Annotated in this window: 15 protein-coding genes; 6 read left to right on the forward strand and 9 right to left on the reverse strand. The window is 68.6% G+C overall.

Annotated features, from left to right (window positions below):
* Together E7Z54_RS06105 and E7Z54_RS22995 are read left to right on the forward strand one after the other, a co-directional pair.
* Positions 1-1,803 (forward strand): DUF7507 domain-containing protein (locus E7Z54_RS06105; protein ID WP_206056041.1); only part of this gene is annotated, 1,803 nt, incomplete at its 5' end.
* A gap of 568 nt (positions 1,804-2,371) precedes the next feature.
* Positions 2,372-2,737, forward strand: coding sequence for a tyrosine-type recombinase/integrase (locus tag E7Z54_RS22995; protein ID WP_168798193.1), 366 nt, complete (start codon positions 2,372-2,374; stop codon positions 2,735-2,737).
* A gap of 1,695 nt (positions 2,738-4,432) precedes the next feature.
* Here the strand turns inward: E7Z54_RS22995 and E7Z54_RS06130 are convergent.
* Positions 4,433-4,624 carry a DUF2933 domain-containing protein gene (locus tag E7Z54_RS06130; protein ID WP_136432121.1) on the reverse strand — a complete coding sequence of 64 codons (192 nt, stop codon included), beginning with the start codon at positions 4,622-4,624 and terminating at the stop codon, positions 4,433-4,435.
* A 199-nt stretch (positions 4,625-4,823) separates the two neighbouring features.
* Here E7Z54_RS06130 and E7Z54_RS06135 point away from each other — a divergent pair, with 199 nt between their 5' ends.
* From E7Z54_RS06135 to E7Z54_RS06150, 3 genes are all read left to right on the forward strand, one after another.
* Positions 4,824-5,123 carry an SHOCT domain-containing protein gene (locus tag E7Z54_RS06135; protein WP_136432122.1) on the forward strand — a complete coding sequence of 100 codons (300 nt, stop codon included), beginning with the start codon at positions 4,824-4,826 and terminating at the stop codon, positions 5,121-5,123.
* Complete coding sequence (locus tag E7Z54_RS06140) at positions 5,120-5,422, forward strand: hypothetical protein (RefSeq protein ID WP_136432123.1); 303 nt, start codon at positions 5,120-5,122, stop codon at positions 5,420-5,422. The genes E7Z54_RS06135 and E7Z54_RS06140 overlap by 4 nt, the downstream gene beginning before the upstream one ends.
* An 848-nt stretch (positions 5,423-6,270) precedes the next feature.
* Positions 6,271-6,504, forward strand: coding sequence for a hypothetical protein (locus E7Z54_RS06150; RefSeq protein WP_136432125.1), 234 nt, complete (start codon positions 6,271-6,273; stop codon positions 6,502-6,504).
* 683 nt (positions 6,505-7,187) lie between these two features.
* Here E7Z54_RS06150 and E7Z54_RS06155 read toward each other — a convergent pair.
* From E7Z54_RS06155 to E7Z54_RS06185, 7 genes are all read right to left on the reverse strand, one after another.
* Complete coding sequence (locus tag E7Z54_RS06155; protein ID WP_136432126.1) at positions 7,188-7,739, reverse strand: GAF domain-containing protein; 552 nt, start codon at positions 7,737-7,739, stop codon at positions 7,188-7,190.
* A 595-nt stretch (positions 7,740-8,334) separates the two neighbouring features.
* Positions 8,335-8,820, reverse strand: coding sequence for a hypothetical protein (locus E7Z54_RS06160; protein WP_240769542.1), 486 nt, complete (start codon positions 8,818-8,820; stop codon positions 8,335-8,337).
* Positions 8,821-8,825: 5 nt separating this feature from the next.
* Positions 8,826-10,307, reverse strand: coding sequence for a multicopper oxidase family protein (locus E7Z54_RS06165; protein WP_136432127.1), 1,482 nt, complete (start codon positions 10,305-10,307; stop codon positions 8,826-8,828).
* 178 nt (positions 10,308-10,485) lie between these two features.
* The gene (locus tag E7Z54_RS06170) at positions 10,486-12,600 is read right to left on the reverse strand and encodes a copper-transporting P-type ATPase (protein ID WP_240769543.1); all 2,115 of its coding nucleotides are present in this window, start codon (positions 12,598-12,600) and stop codon (positions 10,486-10,488) included.
* A gap of 147 nt (positions 12,601-12,747) precedes the next feature.
* Positions 12,748-12,984 (reverse strand): hypothetical protein, encoded by a 237-nt coding sequence (locus E7Z54_RS06175; protein WP_136432129.1) that lies wholly within the window; start codon positions 12,982-12,984, stop codon positions 12,748-12,750.
* A gap of 126 nt (positions 12,985-13,110) precedes the next feature.
* Positions 13,111-13,533 carry a hypothetical protein gene (locus tag E7Z54_RS06180; protein WP_136432130.1) on the reverse strand — a complete coding sequence of 141 codons (423 nt, stop codon included), beginning with the start codon at positions 13,531-13,533 and terminating at the stop codon, positions 13,111-13,113.
* Between the two features lie 107 nt (positions 13,534-13,640).
* The gene (locus E7Z54_RS06185; protein WP_168798194.1) at positions 13,641-14,924 is read right to left on the reverse strand and encodes an FtsX-like permease family protein; all 1,284 of its coding nucleotides are present in this window, start codon (positions 14,922-14,924) and stop codon (positions 13,641-13,643) included.
* 143 nt (positions 14,925-15,067) lie between these two features.
* Between E7Z54_RS06185 and E7Z54_RS06190 the strand changes: the two genes are divergently transcribed.
* Entirely contained in the window at positions 15,068-16,132 is a 1,065-nt protein-coding gene (locus E7Z54_RS06190; protein ID WP_136432132.1) for an NAD(P)-dependent alcohol dehydrogenase, read from the forward strand.
* 607 nt (positions 16,133-16,739) lie between these two features.
* Here the strand turns inward: E7Z54_RS06190 and E7Z54_RS06195 are convergent.
* Positions 16,740-18,245: an AAA family ATPase gene (locus tag E7Z54_RS06195; RefSeq protein WP_206056042.1), complete on the reverse strand. Its 1,506-nt coding sequence runs from the start codon at positions 18,243-18,245 to the stop codon at positions 16,740-16,742.
* Positions 18,246-19,252: the final 1,007 nt, after the last annotated feature.

Here is a 19,252-nt window from a genome sequence, read left to right on the forward strand (position 1 = left end):
ACCGTGAGGCAGATGGCCGTGGGCGAGGAGTCGTTCTCCGGTTCGGGGTCGATGTCGGCGATCACCTGCCCGGCGGAGGCGGCCTCGCTGGCGCCGGGTGGGGAGGTGGCCTGCTCCGCGACGTACACGTTGACCCAGGCCGATGTGGACGCCGGCTCGGTGACCAACACCGCGACCGCCACCGGCATCCCGCCCTCGGGCACGCCGGTCGACTCTGCGCCGTCGACGGCGACCGTCACGATGGAGCCCGCGCCGGGGTTGACGCTGCAGAAGACCGCGGCGCCGGCGACGGTGCGGTGGGCGGGCGAGGTGGTGAGCTACAGCTTCCTGGTGACCAACAGCGGCAACGTCACGATCGAGGACCTCACGATCGAGGAGTCCGCGTTCTCCGGCACCGGAGAGCTGTCGCCGGTGACCTGCCCGGCGACCTCGCTCGCGGCGAGTGCCCAGACGACCTGCACGGCGACCTACACGGTGACCCAGGCTGACGTCGACGCTGGTGACCTGTCCAACACCGCGACCGCCACCGGCAGCCCCCCGACCGGGCCGCAGATCGAGTCGCCGCCGGACACGGCCTCGGTCACCACGCCGGACGCCCCGGGCCTGAGCCTGGTGAAGTCGGCCGCACCCAGCGGTCCCGACTCGCTCAAGCCCGGCGCCCAGATCACCTACTCCTTCGTGGTGACCAACACCGGCAACGTCTCGATCACCGGCGTCACAGTCGCCGAGCGGTCGTTCACGGGCACCGGGTCGATGTCGGCCATCACCTGCCCCGCGGCCGCGGCCCGGGTCGCGCCCGGTACGCAGGTGACCTGCACCGCGGCCTACACGGTGACCCAGGCCGATGTGGACGCCGGCTCGGTGACGAACACCGCAACTGCCACCGGGACCCCGCCCTCGGGCACACCGATCACCTCGCCCCCCGGCAGGGTGATCATCCCCCAGCCGCCCGCAGCGTCGCTGTCCATGGTCAAGACCGCCGACGTCGACCGGCTCGCCGCGGTCGGCCAGAAGATCACCTACTCCTTCCTGGTGACCAACACGGGCAACGTGACCCTCAGGGCCGTCGCCGTCGACGAGGTCGCCTTCACCGGGTCCGGCGAGCTGTCACCGGTGACCTGCCCGGCCGCGACCGGCTCGCTGGCCCCGGGCGAGCAGGCGACCTGCACCGCCACCTACACCGTCACCCAGGCCGACCTCGACCGGGACTCGCTGGACAACACCGCCGCGGCGACCGGCACCCCGCCCTCCGGCACGCCGGTGACGTCGCCGCCGGACACCGTGACCGTGCGCTCGACCGGTGCCGCCTCTCTCGAGCTGGCCAAGGAGGCCGACGCGATCGACGTCGACGGCGACGGCGCGATCGCCGTCGGAGACCGGATCGAGTGGACGATCCGGGTCACCAACACCGGCACGGTGACGGTCCGCGGCATCAACGTCTCGGACCCCACGGCCGGCAAGGCGACCTGCCCGCGCAGCATGCTCAAGCCTGCCCGGTCGATGACCTGCACGGTGAAGTCACACACGGTCAGTGCCGGGGACGTGAGGAGGAAGTCGGTGCGTAACACAGCCGTCGCCACGGGTAGCGACGCGGCGGGCCGGTTCCTGTCCTCCAACGACGACACGGCCACGGTCGTCCTGGCGGCCGACGAGTCCGACGATCCCTCCGGCGTGGTGCTGCCCGACACCGGCGCGGGACCCTGGCCGCCGGTCGCGGCCATCGCAGGGATCACGGCCCTCATGGCCGGCGCGTTCATGCTCCTCGCCGCGCGACGACGTCGGTCGACCGGGTCCGCCCGCTGACCTGGGCCCCGGTCTCAGGGTTCCGTTCCCGGGCCTCGATGTGGCCGAACGCCACCAGGCTCCAGAGGGTCGATTTTGGCTCAGGTCTGGCGGTCTGAAGCTCCGCGAGGCCACCACAGGCCGGCTGGCCCGGCTTCTGCTGAGGTTGCGCGATCAGAGCGTGAACCGGCAGCGCAAGGCCAAGGTCGTCCTCGGGGCCATGCTCGACCTCGCGGTCCGACACGATGCGGTCCCGACGAACCCGGCTCGCGGGACAAGCCGGGTTCACCGACCCAAGCAGGAGACCAAGGCCCTGCGGATCGAGGACCTGGTCGAGATCCGCGCTGCCGTACGCCGGTGGATCAACGCGGACCGCCCCGGACCCAGGGCCAACGGGAGACATGGCCGACATCATCGACCTGATGCTCGCCACTGGGTGCCGCATCGGCGAGATCCTCGCGTTGCGCTGGAGTGACCTGGAACTCGATGGCGACCTGCCCGTCCTCACGGTGTCGGGCACGATCAAGACCGAGACAGGAAAGGGCACCTACCGGAAGTCCACGCCGAAGTCGACGCAAGCCGACGCACGGTGGTGCTCCCCCGTTTCGCCGCCGAGTTGCTACGTGTGCGCCGGGAGTTCGCGACACCCAACGAGAACGGCGCCGTTTTCGCGACCCGCAACGGCACCTGGCACCAGGTGGTCAACATCGAGCGTCGGTGGCGCCAGATCCGCAAGGACACCGGGTATGAGTGGGTGACCCCCCACACGTTCCGCAAGACGGTCGCGACACTGATCTCCGAGGCAGCGACCTCCAAACTCGCCTCGCGCCAGCTCGGTCACTCCTCGAGCCAGGTCACCCGGGACCACTACATCGCCAAGCCGCCCGTCTCGGCCGACCTCTCCGAGCTCCTCGAGCGGCTCGCTGAGAACGACGACGCGAGCTCGGATTCGTAGGACGCCAAACCGTTTACGACTAGTAAACGACCACTATGGGGATCCACGTCAAAACGGAAACCGCCTCTGATCCCGCGTTTCCGCAGGTCAAAGGCGGTTTGTCGGTCGGGCTGACAGGATTTGAACCTGCGACCCCCTGACCCCTCGACATCAGAATCGATGTCATTGCGGCAGTTTGCGCTGGCCCGCCCGACTAGGCGGAAACGTGCTCTGACCTGCAGGAATGGCGACCAGCCGGCATTGCTTCGCTATGTTGCGCGCTGCTCCACTTTGCGGACTTTCGCGCCTCAATCCGTGTCCAAAGTGTGTCCACCCTCGAATCCCGCCGGCTGCACCTCTCGTTGGACGAGGTCGTCGACGAGCTCGACGTGGTGGACGGATTCGACCGCGGCGTGGGGTCGATCGAGTAGCGGAACCGTCGGGGCACTGCTGGGGCTGCTGATCGGGACGGCCCAGTCGCATCTGCTGAGTTGTCGGCGCGCTGGTTTCGCTAGACCGGCAGCGCGCCGACGTGGCCGCTGACGAGTACCCGCCGGTGCCGGTGCTGGCTGTTGTCGATCGAAATGACCGAGACCGAGGCGGCGGTAGCCGAACTGCGTGCGATCTCGACGCCGCCTGCGCTGGATGACCTCGTACGCCGCCCACTACGAAGCGGACTGAGTACGGGACTGTCTTCATCTCCCGCCAGGCGGAGAAGGGATGGAAGGACTGCCTCGCCACCTATCGCAATGCGCTGGTCGACGCATGGGATCGGCTTTGTTTGGAACCGGCCCACGAGGACGGCACCCGTGTCTACCGGATGAAAGCCAACCTGGCACCAGGCGTTTACCAGGGGCAGGAATACGACCGGTATCAGTACAAAATTCCAGGCGGTGGCCGCATCTGGTACTTCATTGACCGGAGTACCAACAAAAGGCCAAGGTCGCCGGATGGGTCCTCATTGAGGATGTACATACGGCGCACCCGAACGAGACCAAGTAGGACTGGAATCCGAAGCTACCCCGGTCCACGCTTCTCCGCCTCGGAGTAGCGAGCAAGCCGCCCATTGAAGCGCCGACCCCATCGATCGGGGCGAGACGAGTACTGCCGGGCAGGTGGCGGTATGAGCGGCGGAGTCGACCGGATGCGAACTTGGCGTACCTGCTGAGCAGGCGGGACCGGCTGATCAAGCCGGTCTCGATCACCCTCTATCGGATGAGTGTCGCGCGGTCTCAGCACGCGTGGCTCGCGTCCCAGCCCGCGAAGCCTGTATGCATGCCGGGATTGTGGGTCCCGTCGAACCCCATGGTCTGGGCACATGTGCGTACGTGCTGCCCGTAGTCCTGGCCGGTGCCAGCAGCGGTTGCCGCCCCAGCACCGGCGGACGTCGCTACTGCCGCCGCTATGGCCACGCCTAGTGCACTTGCCAACAGTCGCAACATTTCTCGCTCACCTCTCCTTGTTCCTCGGGTTGACGCCGGTTCCGGCACCGCTCTGCCAGGAGGCCGGCTCGGGCTCCTCGGGATGCTGTACCTCGTCGGTCGCCGCCGGTTCCTGGCCGGCCGCCGGGCGAGTAGCCGCCCTTGACCGTGACCTCGACCTGCTGCACGCCGCCGCGCCGCTCGGCGAACCGCACAGTCTTTGGGCCGAAGAAGACCCACGCCAGCACGGCGACCAAGACCGCCACGCCGGCGAGGACCAGGACATCCACGCCGTTCACGGGGCGCCGTGCTGGTGCTTGTGGTCATCGTGGTCTTGCACGCCGCGCATCATGAAGAACATCATCAGCGGGCAGGCCAGGACCAGCGGGAGCACGATCAGGGTTCCGGGAGGTACTCCAGCGAAGGCAAGCCCGACGATCAGTACTGCCAGTGCGACCACATAGAGGGGCAGTTGTTCTCTCTTCATCGTCTACTCCTTGCTCGGAGCACGGACTGCGGGCCGTGCCCGTTTCCCCACCTCCGATCCTCGTCCTCGCCACCCCACCCAGGCAGGGCAGCAGGTCCCCCGGGCACGGGCCCTTGGTCACTACCCCCCGGAGGTAGGCCACCGCAGACTGAAAGCAGGCCCCAACCACATCGGGGCATGCAGCAGTGAGGTGACAGCCATGCAGAACTGGAACGACGGGCACATGGACGACGGTTGGGGCATCGCGATGATGCTGACCATGCTGGGTATCTGGGTCGTGCTCATCGCCGCGATCGTGTTCGCAATCGTGTGGAGCGTGCGGGCCACCACAACCTCCGAGGGAGCCTCGACTCTGCCCCCAGCCACCTCGGTTCCGGGCTTGGGCAGTGCCACGAGGAGTGCCGAACAGATCCTGGCCGAGCGGCTGGCTCGCGGCGATATCGACGCCGAGGAGTACCGGACTCGGCTCGACGCTCTCACACCGCCTAACCAGCCGTGACCACCGAACACGTTGACGCGATTCACGATGCGATGGGCGACCCCGGTTACACCGCTCACAAGCACGGCCACGCCAGCCGGCTGACCACGCTGAGCCGGTTCGGCTGCTGCACCGCCGCCGAAGCCGAGGACGTCGTGGCACGGCTCTTGCGTCACGGTGCGGTGGTCACGCCGGCTGGGCACACCGTTCGCGTGGTCGCGTTCGGCAACGCCCACGGCTCACTCTCGAACGGACCTTGCCACGCGGTCACCCTGGACCACGTCATCGGCTACCTCCAAGATCACCCTCGCGCCCTCTGAGACCAGGTCGTCCACACCAGCTCATGCCCGCCGGGACTCCTGACGCGGCTGGAGAAGGCCAGTCGCGCCAGCCTGATGCCGAGGCGCCGCGATGACGCCGATTGCTTCCAGCTGCGACTGCGACCGGACGCACCACACCCGCCGCGTGGTGCTCACCGGTGGCCCGGGCACCGGCAAGAGGGCGAGTACCTGGAGAGCCAGGGCTACGAGCCGGCCGGCTGCCACCACCACGAGATCTACCTCAACGACCCGCACCGCGCTCGGCCCGAGAACATTCGCACCGTCCTCCGCATGCCCGCTCGTGAACAGTCAGCGTCTGCCGGTGGCGTGGCGTCGAGCCGATCGCCGAGTTGATGGCCGCCTCGACTCCCGACGCCGGGACGTGGTCGTCGGACCTGCTGCTGCCGAGGTCGATCGACTCCTACGTGATCACCGACGTACCGGTCTGCGCGCCGCACGACCGCGTCGTCGACGTCCGGGAGTCGCTGATCGGACGATGCTACGAGTCGATCGACGACGTCGCGGTCTGCGAGGACGGCGCGTTGGGACGTCTGGTCGGGCTGATCCCGATGGAGGCGGTGCTGTCGGCGATCTCACCCATCCTCCGGACTGGTCCGTTCGTGCACTTGCGTCCATTCGATCGCCCGGACGCGGCACGTCGGCACCTGCCAAGCGGCCCGAAGACACCTTCCGTAGGACCCCTTTGCCGATGGGACCATGGTCAGGAGCGGGTCACCGCGCGCGAGCTCGGGCAGGCGCCATCACGGTGGCGGCGGCGCACCCGGCGCGGACCGAGGCACGGTTAACCGGCGACGTCCATGGCGCTCGACCTCGCCCGACTGGTACCAATGTACGCCGCGTCCGCCGTCATGCTGTGGCGTCGAGCCGCGCGGGGCTTCGTCCTCGGAGCGCTGGCCCTTATCGCCGGGCTGCTGCATCAGGTGAGTTACGTCGTCGCGATGCCGTTCCAGGTCGCCGCCGAGGTCCCGGGCGCGGCCTCCTACGACCCGGGCGAACCGGTGATCGTGCTCCTGTACCTGCTCGGGTGCTTCTGCTGCTGCGCCGCCGGCGCGGATCGGTGATCGGCACCGTGACCGGAGGGCACCGATGACCCGGATCGAAAGCCGAACCGCCATCACCCGGACCCCTCAAGAGGTGTTCGATTTCCTGGCCGACACGCGCCACGAACTCGCGTACAACCCGGTCGTCGTCTCCGCACCAAGGTCACAACCGCCCCCATCGGGCCTGGGACACGCTACGTGCAACAGGTGAGGTCCATCGGCGGGCTGCGTCACGTGGAAATCGAAGTGCTCGAACACCACCAACCTTCCCGACTGCGGTGGCACATCACCTCGGCCGGTATGGACGTTGAGGGCGACATCAAGGTCCGTCCAGCGCCAACGGCAGCGTCGTCGACTTGAACTGGGAGTTCCGCCCCGCGAACCACAGATCTCGAATCATGGCCGACGACAACCGGCCGAATCGACTGGAGCCTGCGTCCTCGCCGAAGACGCTGGTGGGGCGGCTGTTCCCGCCGCGGAACTACGCGGTCGCGACTCGGTAGCCGCCCGCCGGGTGGTAGCAGCCAACCCGATCGGTGCCCCGCTCACCACGGCTGGGGCTGGCACCCTTGCGACGGGATCACCTTGGAGGTCCGTGGCCGGCGCACCGGACGGCCGCGGCGTACCCAACACGACCGCTCATCGGTTTCGCGGATTGTCGCGTTCCTCGACTCCTAGTGAGCGCAAGTTGCCAACCGAAGCGCTTACTGTGCCTCCTTCAACCTGCTACGGAACTCGAGAGCAGGGGCAATCCGGCTGGCGCACGCGACGACCAGCGCCTCGTCCTGATCCGTGAACTCCCGGTCGACAGCGAACCGCACGACCGACACACCGCCTATGAGTCGGTCGTCCAGCAGAATGGGGACCCCAAGGACGGCGCGGATTGGAAACTTCTCGAGAAACGCCGCTTGCTGTTCCGAGGCCTCGGCAGGCACATAGCCGCGGGGCATCCGCCAACGTCGAGGCTTACGCTCCTGCATCACAGGCAACCACAGACCGCTATCAGCGGGCTGGGTCGTTTCGCTCATGATGGACGCCATTGCGGAAGCGATCATGGGCTCTGGATGGTGGGCTGCTAGCGGAAGCAGTGACTGTCTGTCCTCCGAGAGCACACGCACGGTGACGGCATCCGACGTGGCAATGGCCAAGTGCTCCGCGATAAACCGAAGCAACTCCTCCACAGCCTCAACGCACTGCTTGTCCACTCGTGCGAGCAGCCAGAGGAGGCGCGGGTCATGAGCGAGGTCGTCCACCATCCGGACACCCCCTCTCCGGACCAAGTCAACGCTGAGCCCCTCGCATCGCGCAAGGGGGCATGCCACCTATAACTGACCCCGGGGCAGATATCGACCAGCGACGGAAAGTTCAGTTCGCCCCGCCCTCGGATTCGGGTTCGGCATGAGCGCCATCGTGCGTCCGGCACCGCGTCGGGCACGGCCCGAGATCCCAAACTGGCGGGACCTTGGACCCTCTTCGACCGCCTCGGCCACCGCGACGGGACCGCTGGCCGCCTCGAGGCCGTAAGCCGCCGGCGGCTCGCGTCCACCCGGCGCTCACTGCCCGGCCGGCGCGGGGTATGGACGTGGCGGCCAAGCCGCTCTCGGTCGAGAGGAGCCGAGCAGGCTGCCTTCGCCGGCGGCCGCATGTAGCCAGGGACCTGCCACGAGCCACTGCGCCCGCGCCTACCAGGCGTTCTGCGAGTTCGCCGCCGATGCCATCGACTCCGAGGAGTCCCCCGCCTGAATCGATTGGCGAGCGATCATCGGGCCGCCGGAGTGATCCTCACTAAACCCGGGCTGCCGGGTCCAAGGTCGACCCGCCGGTAGCACGCCGTTCCCACGGCCCCCCTGGTCAATGATGACTGAAGTGGTCGATCCTGGGATCCGACGGACTCGGCTCGGGCGGGCCGGGGCCCGTCGGGCTCGGATCTGTCGGGACGGCAGGCTCGGGGTCATCCGCCCCGGAGATCGCGGGTCCGATGACGAACGCCGACAGTGCGAACATCCCGGTGAACACCGCCACCGCGATCGTCGGTGCCCAAGGGGTCACGAAGCGACGCTGGATGCGCCGGAGCATCGGCGCCATCAGCACCAGACCGAGCACGTAGAACAGGACGTTCCCCGAGGCGCCGGTGATAACGGCAGCGCCGGCCAGGAGGCTGACATGGTGCAGCACATGGGGCGCGATGCCGAGGACGGTCCCGATCGTTGCTCCGGCGGCGTCACGGATCACCTTCAGCCGGCCTTGGCCGTCCGGTCGCGGCCCGTCTCCGAGGGCGGCCTGGCCGGGCTCGGCGACCGCCTGTCCGCCATGAGCGTGGTCGGTGTGCTGTCTCATCCCCCTCAGCTCCGGTAGGACAGCACGGTCATCATGCCCGTCTCTGCGTGGTAGATGTTGTGGCAGTGCAGCGCCCACTGGCCGGGGTTGTCGGAGTCCAGGTCGACCTCAAGCGACTGCATCGGCTTCACAATCACGGTGTCCTTGCGTGCACCGCCCTCCACGAGGCCAAAGGTGTGCCCGTGGAGGTGCACCGGGTGGAACATCATCGATTGGTTACGAATCCGAAGCCGGACCCGTTCGCCCGACGCGACGTCGAGGGCCCTGGTGTCAGGGAAGCTCGCCCCGTTGATCGTCCACCGGTAGGGCATTATAGTGCCGCCGAGGACGACATCGAACTGCCGGTCGACGGAGCGACGGACCAGGCCCACCCCGCTCGAGGCGGCCAGGTCCGTGCCCAGGAGGACCTGACGCCCGAGCTCGCGGATCCGCACTTCCGGCTCCGGAGCTGCGCCGGCGGCGGTCCGGACGAGCGCCATCCCGACCCCTGCCTTGCCTTCCGCGGCGGCCACGAGAGGGAACACGCCGTCCGCCAGGTCGACGGTCACGTCGTACCTCTCGCCCATGCCGATCAACAACGCGTCGGTGGTCACCGGGCGGACCGGGAAGCCGTCGCTGTGCGTGACCGTGAGCCGATGCCCGCCCAGGGCCAGCCGAAACGCGGTATCGGAGCCGGCGTTGATAATCCTGATCCGCGCGCGCTCCCCCGGCTTGCCGGACAACGTTGCCGGCGCCGCCGGCGTCCTCCCGTTGACCAGGTACTGCGGGTAGTCGACATCACCGGCGCCGCCGAGCAGCGACGAGAACATCCCCTCGCCCATGGCGCCGCCGTGCCCCATGCCCGACATCGACACCAGACCGACCAGCACGTCATCGGGCGTCCGACCGGTGCCGTCGACCCAGTCGTCGAGAACCACGACCCATTCCTGGTCGTACCCTCCGGGCTCGGCGCGGTCGTCGACCACGAGAACGCCGTACAGGCCCCGGTCGAGCTGCACCCCAGAGTGTGGATGGAAGAAGTAGGTGCCGGGATCCGGGGTGGTGAGCTCGTAGGTGAACCCGTCGCCGGCGCGGATCGGGTCCTGGGTGATGCCAGGCACGCCGTCCATGTCGTTGCTAAGCGCCAGGCCGTGCCAGTGGATGCTGGTCTCGTCCGGAAGGCTGTTGGTCAGCTCAACCCGGAGCAGGTCACCGGCAGTCGTGCGGAGCACAGGTCCCGGGACCGAGTCGCCATAGGCCCACGTCTCGACGGTTCGCCCGCCAAGGTCGACCGTGGTGGGCTGCGCCGTGATCCGATGCGCGACCACCCGCTGCCCCCGTGCACGACGTAGCCGCTCGGCGGCACGGACCTCTTCGGAGTGTGGGCCGATCAGCCGCGTCCCGGCCGGCCCCGGGCCGCTGCCTCCGCAGGATGCGACGGATCCGGCCGCCAGCACGCCGAGGGAGCCAAGCAGCACCGACCGCCGAGGAAGCTGGCGACTGGTCATCGGTCTGCCCGTCGCATCGTCGCGAGGCGCTCGTGGCAACCCATCCCCACTCGTGGTTCCACCCATGACGGCATCCCTTTCGACTTGATTCCTCCGCTTCGATCGTCGGCAACGGCGCCGGGGACGACCAGAGCAATTCGCACCACCGGGCCGGCCAAAGGTCCTGTCGCAGCGATGGTCAGCGCGAGCCGTCCTGGGCGCGCAGCCGTAGAGCGTTGCCGATGACGCTGACCGAGGACAAGGCCATGGCCGCTGCGGCGATCATCGGCGAGAGCAACATCCCGGTCACCGGGTAGAGCACTCCCGCCGCGATGGGGATGCCGGCGGCGTTGTAGGCGAACGCGAAGACCAGGTTCTGCCGGATGTTCGCCATCGTCCTCTCCGACAGCTGCCGTGCGCGGACGATGCCGGTCAGGTCGCCGTTGAGAAGAGTGACGCCCGCAGACTCGATCGCCACATCGGTGCCGGTCCCCATGGCGATGCCCACATCGGCCGCAGCCAGGGCCGGGGCGTCGTTGACGCCGTCCCCAGCCATCGCCACGATCCGGCCCTCGTCGCGCAGCCGGTTGACCACATCCGCCTTGTGCTCGGGCAGGACCTCGGCCTCGACGCGGTCGACCCCGAGGCGTTCGGCGACGGCCTCGGCGGTGACGTGGTTGTCGCCGGTGAGCATGACGACCGCGACGCCTTCGTCACGCAGCGCCGTGAGGGCGTCGAGGGTCGTGGCCTTGACAGGGTCGGCGATGGCGATCACCCCGGCGGGTCGTCCGTCGACACCGACGAAGATCGCGGTGGCCCCGTCGCCGCGCAGCCGGTCGGCCTCGTCGGCGAGTCCACTGGTGTCGACGTGCTGGCTCGTTGCGAAGGTGGCATTGCCGAGGAGGACCCGCCTGCCCTCGACGACTCCGAGTGCGCCGCGGCCGGCGGGTGAGTCGAAGTCGTTGACCTCGGGGATCGTGATGCCCTTCTCGGTGGCCGCAGTGACGATCGCCTCGGCAAGCGGATGTTCGGAGGCGCGCTCCACTCCGGCAGCCAGGCGCAGGATCTCGTCGGGGTCCAGGGAGTGCTCACCTCCGGCACTGCTCGCGGGAACGACCTGGGTGACCGCCGGGCGTCCCTCGGTCAGCGTTCCGGTCTTGTCGACGACCAACGTGTCGACCTTCTCCAGGCGCTCGATCGCCTCCGCGTTCTTGATCAGCACACCCATCCGGGCACCGCGTCCGACACCGACCATGATCGACATCGGCGTGGCAAGGCCGAGCGCGCAGGGGCAGGCGATGATGAGTACGGCGACCGCGACGACCAGGGCGTGGGCGAGCCGAGGATCGGGGCCTGCCAGCGCCCACACGACGAACGCGATCACGGCGACGCCGATGACGGCGGGCACAAAGATCCCTGCGACCCGGTCCGCCGCCCGCTGGATGGGTGCCCGGGAACGCTGGGCCTCCGCCACCATCGCCACGATCCGCGACAGCAGCGTGTCCCGACCGACCCGCTCGGCGCGCATCACGAAGGAGCCGGTGCTGTTGATGGCGCCGCCTATCACCAGGTCGCCCTCGGTCTTGGTGACGGGCATGGACTCCCCCGTGACCAGGGACTCGTCGACCGAGGACCGGCCCTCCTCCACGACACCGTCCACCGGCACCTTCTCGCCCGGCCGGACCCGGAGCCGGTCGCCGATCTGCACCAGGTCGAGGGCGACCTCCACGTCGGTGCCGTCCTCGCGCACCCGTCGCGCGGTCTTCGGGCTCAGGTCGAGCAGCGCCTTGATGGCCCCCGAGGTCTGTTCCCGGGCCCGGAGCTCGAGGACCTGCCCGAGCAGGACCAGCGTGGTGATGACGGCAGCAGCCTCGAAGTACACGTCGACGGAGCCGTCCTCGCGGAAGGCGTCCGGGAAGATCCCCGGCGCAACCGTGGCGACCACGCTGAACAGCCAGGCCACTCCGGTGCCCATGGCGATGAGGGTGAACATGTTGAGGCTGCGGGTGCGCACGGACGTCCACCCGCGCTCGAAGAAGGGCCAACCGCCCCACAGCACCACGGGGGTGGCCAGCACGAGCTGGGTCCAGCTCGACTCCGTCACCGAGAGGAGGTCGTCGATCGGCTGGAACAAGTCCGAGCCCATGCCGAGGACGAGCACCGGGACGGACAGGACCACGCCGACCCAGAACCGGCGGGTCATCGAGGCCAGCTCCTGGGACGGACCGGCGCCGGCGCTCACCGTGACCGGCTCCAGCGCCATCCCGCAGATGGGGCACGCGCCCGGTCCCGGTCGCCGGACCTCGGGGTGCATCGGGCACGTGTACTCCGCCGCTTCCCCAGTGCCAGCGAGAGCCGCACCTCCGAGGTCGACGGGATCAGGTCCGTCGCTGGGCGCGGTCACGGACCGATTCATCACGTTCCACCGGTCCATGGGTCACTCACCGCCACAACCGCCTCCTCAACGGCGATCGACGTATTCATCGAAGCCGTCGCGTTCGGTGGTGTCCGAGTGCCGATGGTTCTCCTGCGAGCCGTGCATTCCGGGCATCAGGAACATCATTGCCAGCATCATCAGCGGGCAGGCCAGCACAAGCAGGTAAATCGCCGGCAGTCCTGCCAGGAGCGCCAGCCCGGCGGCGCCGACGATAGCCAGACACAGCCCCCAGTGCTTCATCATCATGACGTCCTCCTTCATCGAGACCAGTCTGATCTCGGCGATCCGAGCACGGCAGGGCCGAACGTCCCGGACCCGGCGCCGGAGGTCACCTGGCGTCCGAGCCAGGGTCACTGTCACCGGCTCGGTGTCGTCCCATCGCCCAGCTCACCCGCTCATCACGTGGTTGTCGACCCAGCGCTCCAATTGCGGTACGAGCAGCAGAGTGAAGACTCCGGCCACCATGACGACGTGCACGAAGACATTCCACGTCACGGTGCCCGCGGTCTCACCGCCCGCCCGGGCAGCGATCCGGAACGGGACCAGCGCGATCAGGCCGAGCGCCGCCGATCCGAGCGCCACCGCCTCCCACCAGCCATGACGAGCAAAGAGCCCCCAGGTCGCGACGCAGAACGCGGCGACGGTGAGCAGAGACAGCACCCGGGTACTCGCCCAGAGAAGCCCGGTAGTAGAAACGTCGCGGCCAGCGAACGCCGGCGTCAGCCACAGCCAGGTAGTGCCGGCCAGGAACAAGGCGACACCACCCAGGTTTCTAATGGTGAACATGACCATCACCTCCAACGCCAGCATGCTTCGAGGGACTGCTCCTCGACAGGGCCATTGAGCCCGTCCCCCAGGGACATCGGTCATGCGTACGAAGTGCGGTTCCACGTGCCACATCCGCCCACACGCGTGTCTCACTCGGCAGTGATGGCCTGCAGGACATCGACCTTGCTGGCGCGCCGGGCAGGCCCGATCGCGGCCAGCACGCCAATGGCAGCCGCGATGACGAGGTACACCGCCAGGGTCCCCGTCGGAACCGCCACGGTGGTGATGCCCTCCGCTGCGAGGGCGCGACTCAGTGCAACACCGGACACGGTGCCGAGAGCGATGCCGGTCAGAGCTCCGAGCACGGCCATCAGCACGGACTCGCGACGGACGACGGTCCGCACCTGGCGGCGCGTCGCGCCGACGGCCCTCAGCAGGCCGAGCTCCCGGGTGCGTTCGACGACGGAGAGCACGAGGGTGTTGACGATGCCGAGAATCGCGACGAGCACTGCCAGGAGCAGGAGCGCGGTGACGATCCCCAGCAGCTGGTCGACGGAGTCCTGCGCCTTCTCGGTGATGTCCTCGGGATCGTTGACCGTGACGTTGGGATAGTCGGCCAACGCGGTCTCGATATCTGCTTTGGCGCGCGCGGCGTCGATGCCGGGAGCGCTGTTCACAGGATGGCGCCGTCGAGCTTCGACGTCACGTTGGCGGCGAGGTCTGGCATCGTCATCAGGTAGGAGCTTCACAACGCGGCTGAGCTGGATCGTCAACGGGCTGGGCGGACGATCCGCCTCGGCCGTCATAGCGGCGATCTCGGCCAGCGTCGTGCGCTCGCCCACGGCCACCACCACGGCACGCCCCTCGCCCGCGATCACGAAGGTGCCTGCCATCAACCGATCGCCGACCTTGCGGGGCACGGCGCCGCTCTCGCCGGTCACCAGCGACTCGTCGAGAGCGAGACCGTGCGCCTCGGCGAGCACCATGTCGGCGCCGATGCGGTCGCCGGCGGCGAGCAGGACGAGGTCGTCGATGACGAGCTCGGTCAAGCCGATCGTGGTCGTCGTGCCGTTGCGCATCACCCTCGTCGCGGTCGGCAGGAGAGCACGCAAGCGCTCGGTCGAAACGTCGGCGCGGTACTCCTGCCAGAACGCGAACAACGCGTTGAGGACGACGATCACCACGATGGCGACCGCGATCTGCGGCATCCCTGCAAGCAGCGCGATGCCGGCACCGATCCACAGCAGAACTGCGAGCAGGTGGGTGAGCTGTCGGGCGAGCAGCGTCCAGGGTCTGGGCCGGGGGGCCTCGGGCAGTCGGTTCAACCCGTCACGCTGACGTCGCAGGGCGACGTCCGCCGTCGTCAGGCCTGACGACGGGAGGTCGAGAGGACGTCCAAGCTCCTCGGTGGCCGACAACGACGGTACGGACATGACACCTCCCTTCCGCCAACAGTCTCGATTCGTGCCAGTCCTCGTCGCTCGGGGCGAAGGTCGCTCACCCGAGGGACCATGTGCTCTGCCTCCGAGCCGCGGTCTGGATGAGGCTGGTCGCATCCGACCGATGGGAGGCGACCATGAAGGCTCTACGACTCGAGTCGTGGCACAGCGCGCCAGTGCTGCGGGACGTTCCCGTGCCCGCGCCTCGGGCAGGCGAAGTAGTCGTCCAAGTGGGCGGCGCCGGCGCCTGTCATTCCGACCTCCACCTGATGCGCGACTTCTCCGAGGGTCAGCTGCCCTGGGGTCCGCCGTTCACGCTCGGTCACGAGAACGCCGGCTGGGTGCATGCCGTCGGCGACAGTGTCCACGGACTGGAACCCGGCGAAGCGGTCGCGGTGGTGGGTGCGTGGGGCTGTGGCTCCTGCCCACGTTGCCTCGCCGGTCTGGAGACCTACTGCGACCACCCCGAGCGCGCTCGGCCACCCGGTGGCGGTGCGGGACTGGGGCTGGACGGCGGCATGGCTGAGTTCCTCCTCGTGCCGAGCTCACGTCACCTCGTCCCACTGCCCGCGGGACTCGATCCAGTCCACGCGGCACCGCTCACCGATGCTGGGCTGACGCCGTATCACGCGATCAGACGATCACGGGAGAAGCTCGCTCCCGGCTCCACGGCGGTGGTCATCGGCATCGGCGGCCTCGGCCACCTGGGCGTGCAGATCCTGCGCGCGACCACCGCGGCCCGGATCGTGGCCGTCGACTCACGGGCGTCCGCCCGTGAGCTCGCCAAGCGCTGCGGCGCCGACCTCGTGCTGGAACCCGGTGAGCACCTCGCACAGGCTGTCCGCGAGGCCAGCGACGGACTCGCTGCAGACGTGGTCCTGGACTTCGTCGGATCCGACGAGACCCTCGCTTCGGCAGTGGCGTGCGCACGACAGCTCGCCGACATCACGATCGTGGGTCTCGGGGGCGGTTCGTTCCCGTTCTCGTTCTTCAACGTGCCCTACGAAGCGAGCATCCAGACGACCTACTGGGGCAACCGCGGCGAGCTCGTGGAAGTGCTCGACCTTGCCGCGCGCGGCCTCCTGCACGCGGACGTGACTACGTTTGGACTCGAGGAAGCACCGCTGGCCTACGACCAACTGCGCGACGGGAAGGTGAACGGCCGCGCGGTCGTGGTCCCCAATACGGAGTACCGGCCGTGACGCTTCACCTGCCGGTGTCGGCAGGGATGCTTCACCTGCCGGTGTCGACAGGCAGAAATCACTTGCAACCCTGAGGGAGGAAACACCATGGACTGGCCGACAGCTGTCGTCATCGTCGCGGCGCTCATCGCCGTGGCAGCGATCGTGAGCTCGTACTTCGCCTCGCGCAGCCCCAAGTAGTCCCGCCCTCGGGACCTTGTGCTCTCCTCCGCACGACCCAAGAGGTTGAACATCGAGGTATGTCGACGACTTTCGACGTCCCCGATGAAGGTGCGAGCCCGAGCGGCTGTCGGAGTGGCCGCGGGTCCCCCGACCGCGCGACCATTACGGCCAGGAGCTGTTGACCAACGTCCGCCGCGAGGCTCCGCACCGGGCATACCTGCCGCTCGCAGTGGCCGGTTTGGACCTCGCCGCGAAGCTCCTACTGAATGTCTTCCTGATCCTGGCGGTCATCGATCCGTCCTAGGGGAACGTGAAGCCAAGCACCGGTCGCGCATCCAGGCATGCGACGAGGTGGACCGGCCCGCGACACCTTGTCCTTCAACGGCTTTGCGGCCGCCACCGTGGTGAGGATCGCCTGACCTCCGGCCCAACCTCGCGCGTCGCGTCAGTCGGGCTCCATCTGCGAGAGGCGGCGTGGGCGGGCGTGCGGCGGGGCGTGGGGCCGGATGCGCGAGCAGGCCACCTCGAGACACTCTGCGCGGCTGCCGCCAGTGTCGATCGCGTGGCTCGTCGGCCAGGGATCGGCGGCTTCGCGAAGGGCCGCTGCGATGATCTCGTCGGCATCGGAGACATCCGTACGGCGGCGGATCCTGTCGTCCGCCGTTCTCGCATCGACCTCGCATCGGAGCGCGACGAGGTCGGCGCTCACGCTGTCGGCCAGACGGGCCGCGGCGGCGCGCGCGGTCGCAGTCGTCCAAGAGGCGTCTAGGACGACCGACTCGCCCCGTCGAAGCAGCACCTCGGCTCGATCCTGGAGTGCTGCGTAGGTCATCTCGGTGTGCACGGCGTCGTAGATCCCGCCGCCGACCGGCGCGGCCGCTGCACGACAAGGGTCGATGCCGATCAGCTCCTTGCGTACGCGGTCACTGCTGAGGACGACCATGCCCAAGCGGTCGGCGACATCGCCGGCGAGCGTGGTCTTGCCGGACCCGGGCGGGCCGCCGACCAGGACCAGCGTGACGGCGCCTGCCCGGAGGTGGGCCAGGGCGGCGTCGGCGTAGACGCGTGGGCTCGCTGCCGGCCACCCATGTGCCGCCCCGGGGAGGCAGCCGACTTTGGCTCGGACGAACGCCCGGTAGGCGATGAAGTGGTGCACCAGGGAGGCAGGCGCGGGATCGTCGAGGTGCTCGGCCCAGGTCTCGATCAGCGTCGCTGCCGCTTCGGGGGCGCCCAGCCGCTCGAGGCCCATTGCCAGGAATGCGATGTCGTCGAGTCGATCGACGTACCGGAGACGGTCGTCGAAATCGAGACAGTCGAGCAGGCGCGGGCCATTGGGGAGGCAGAAGACATCGTCTGCGGTCAGGTCACCGTGACCGTCGACGATTGCTCCTCGAAGGATGCGATCGTCGAAGAGGTCCTCTCGACCGTCGAGGAAGCGCGTCGCCAGCGCGGCGACCTCGTCAACGGTCTCTGCGTCGAGCAGGTCTCCGGCGTAACTGCGCGTTTCGTCGATGTTGGCGCGCCACCGCCGCCGCAGGGCGTCGCGCGTGCCTTCTGCGACCACCTCGGGGCCGCTCCGCGCCCGGGCGTGGAAGGTCGCGATCTGTCGAGCGACCCGCTGAACCTCCACGGTGACGTCCGCGTGGTCGCGCACCATCCGCGAGAGCTGGAGACGGCCTGGCATCCGACGCATCACCACGACCGGCTCCGCGGACCCGGACGGATCCCGCAGCTCGCCGACACCGAGGTAGACGTCTGGCGATAGTCGCCTGTTGAGGCTGACCTCGCGCTCGCAGGCCTGCAGGCGCGCCTGCGGGTCGCGGAAGTCCAAGAAGGCCAGGTCGACCGGCTTTTTAAACTTGTAGACACGGTCCCCGAGCATCACGACCGCTCCCGAGTGGGTCTCCTCGAGCCAACACCAGGGCATCCACACGGCGGATCGCTCGTTCATGCTTCCGAGCGTGGTTGCCCGTTGCAGATTCAGCCATGGGCGTAGTGCCCGGCGTCATAGGACCAACGACCCTCCACCGAGATCACCCGTCGCAGAGACGACCGAGATCACTCGTCGCAGAGACGCTGGTCTTGACCCAGAAGGACCGCAAGTGACAACTTCGACAAGAAGGGCAGCCTCGCGCACGACGGCGGCGAAAGCGTCGAAGACGATCGTTCTGACGGTCGTCGTTCCTGCTGACTGGACAGCCAGACGGACTCCCGGCGGCGGTCTCGTCGTCGGCTTCAAAGAGCCCGGCCACGCGGAGGCCTCCTCGACGCAGCCTTCGAGCGCGCTTCGACGGCGTCGGCTGCTCGCCGCGCGCCACTGGCCGGCTCAGGGATGCCGCATCTCGCGGGCCTCTCTCCCTCGCGCTAACGCGCACGCGACGACGCTAGTCCTGTGGATAGTCGCGGTCGCTGTGCGGGGGCGCTGACCCAGCTTGCTCTCCCGCTGCTGGGTGTCGCCGCGCTGTTCGGGATGATCACGCCGGGCATCGGCGACCTACTCGAGCCGGAGCTCGCGCCGTCGGTGGTCGACCGGCTCGGTGGGGCCCTGGTCGCCGCGATCCTGTCCGTGATCGCCGTGGTCGTCGCCTACTCCGTCTCGACGGTGATCAGGCACGCAGACGAGACGAGGACCAGGGGCGCACAGAGCTTTGCTGTCCACTGCCGTCGGCCCGTCACGCTGGGTTCGCGGTCACGGCGGGCCTCGCGTTCGTGGGAGCTGCCTAGTTGCTCGCTGTGGCCGGCACCGCGCCCTGGATCGGCTACAGTCCGGCCGGAGGCCCAGGGATCGGCAACCTCGCGCTCGCTGCACTGGCGCGGCGCCCGCTACGTGGGGCGTGAGCGCTGTTTGGGCCTTTGTCTCGCGATTCGCCGGTTCTGGCCTGTTGCCGCGTGGGCACGGTCAGCCCTCTTCCTGAGGCTGGCATTCGTCGGTGAGTTGCTCGAAATGCCCGGCTGGAT

Origin of the sequence: Nocardioides sp., from assembly GCF_004803405.1 — a bacterium.
GTDB lineage: Bacteria > Actinomycetota > Actinomycetes > Propionibacteriales > Nocardioidaceae > Nocardioides > Nocardioides vastitatis.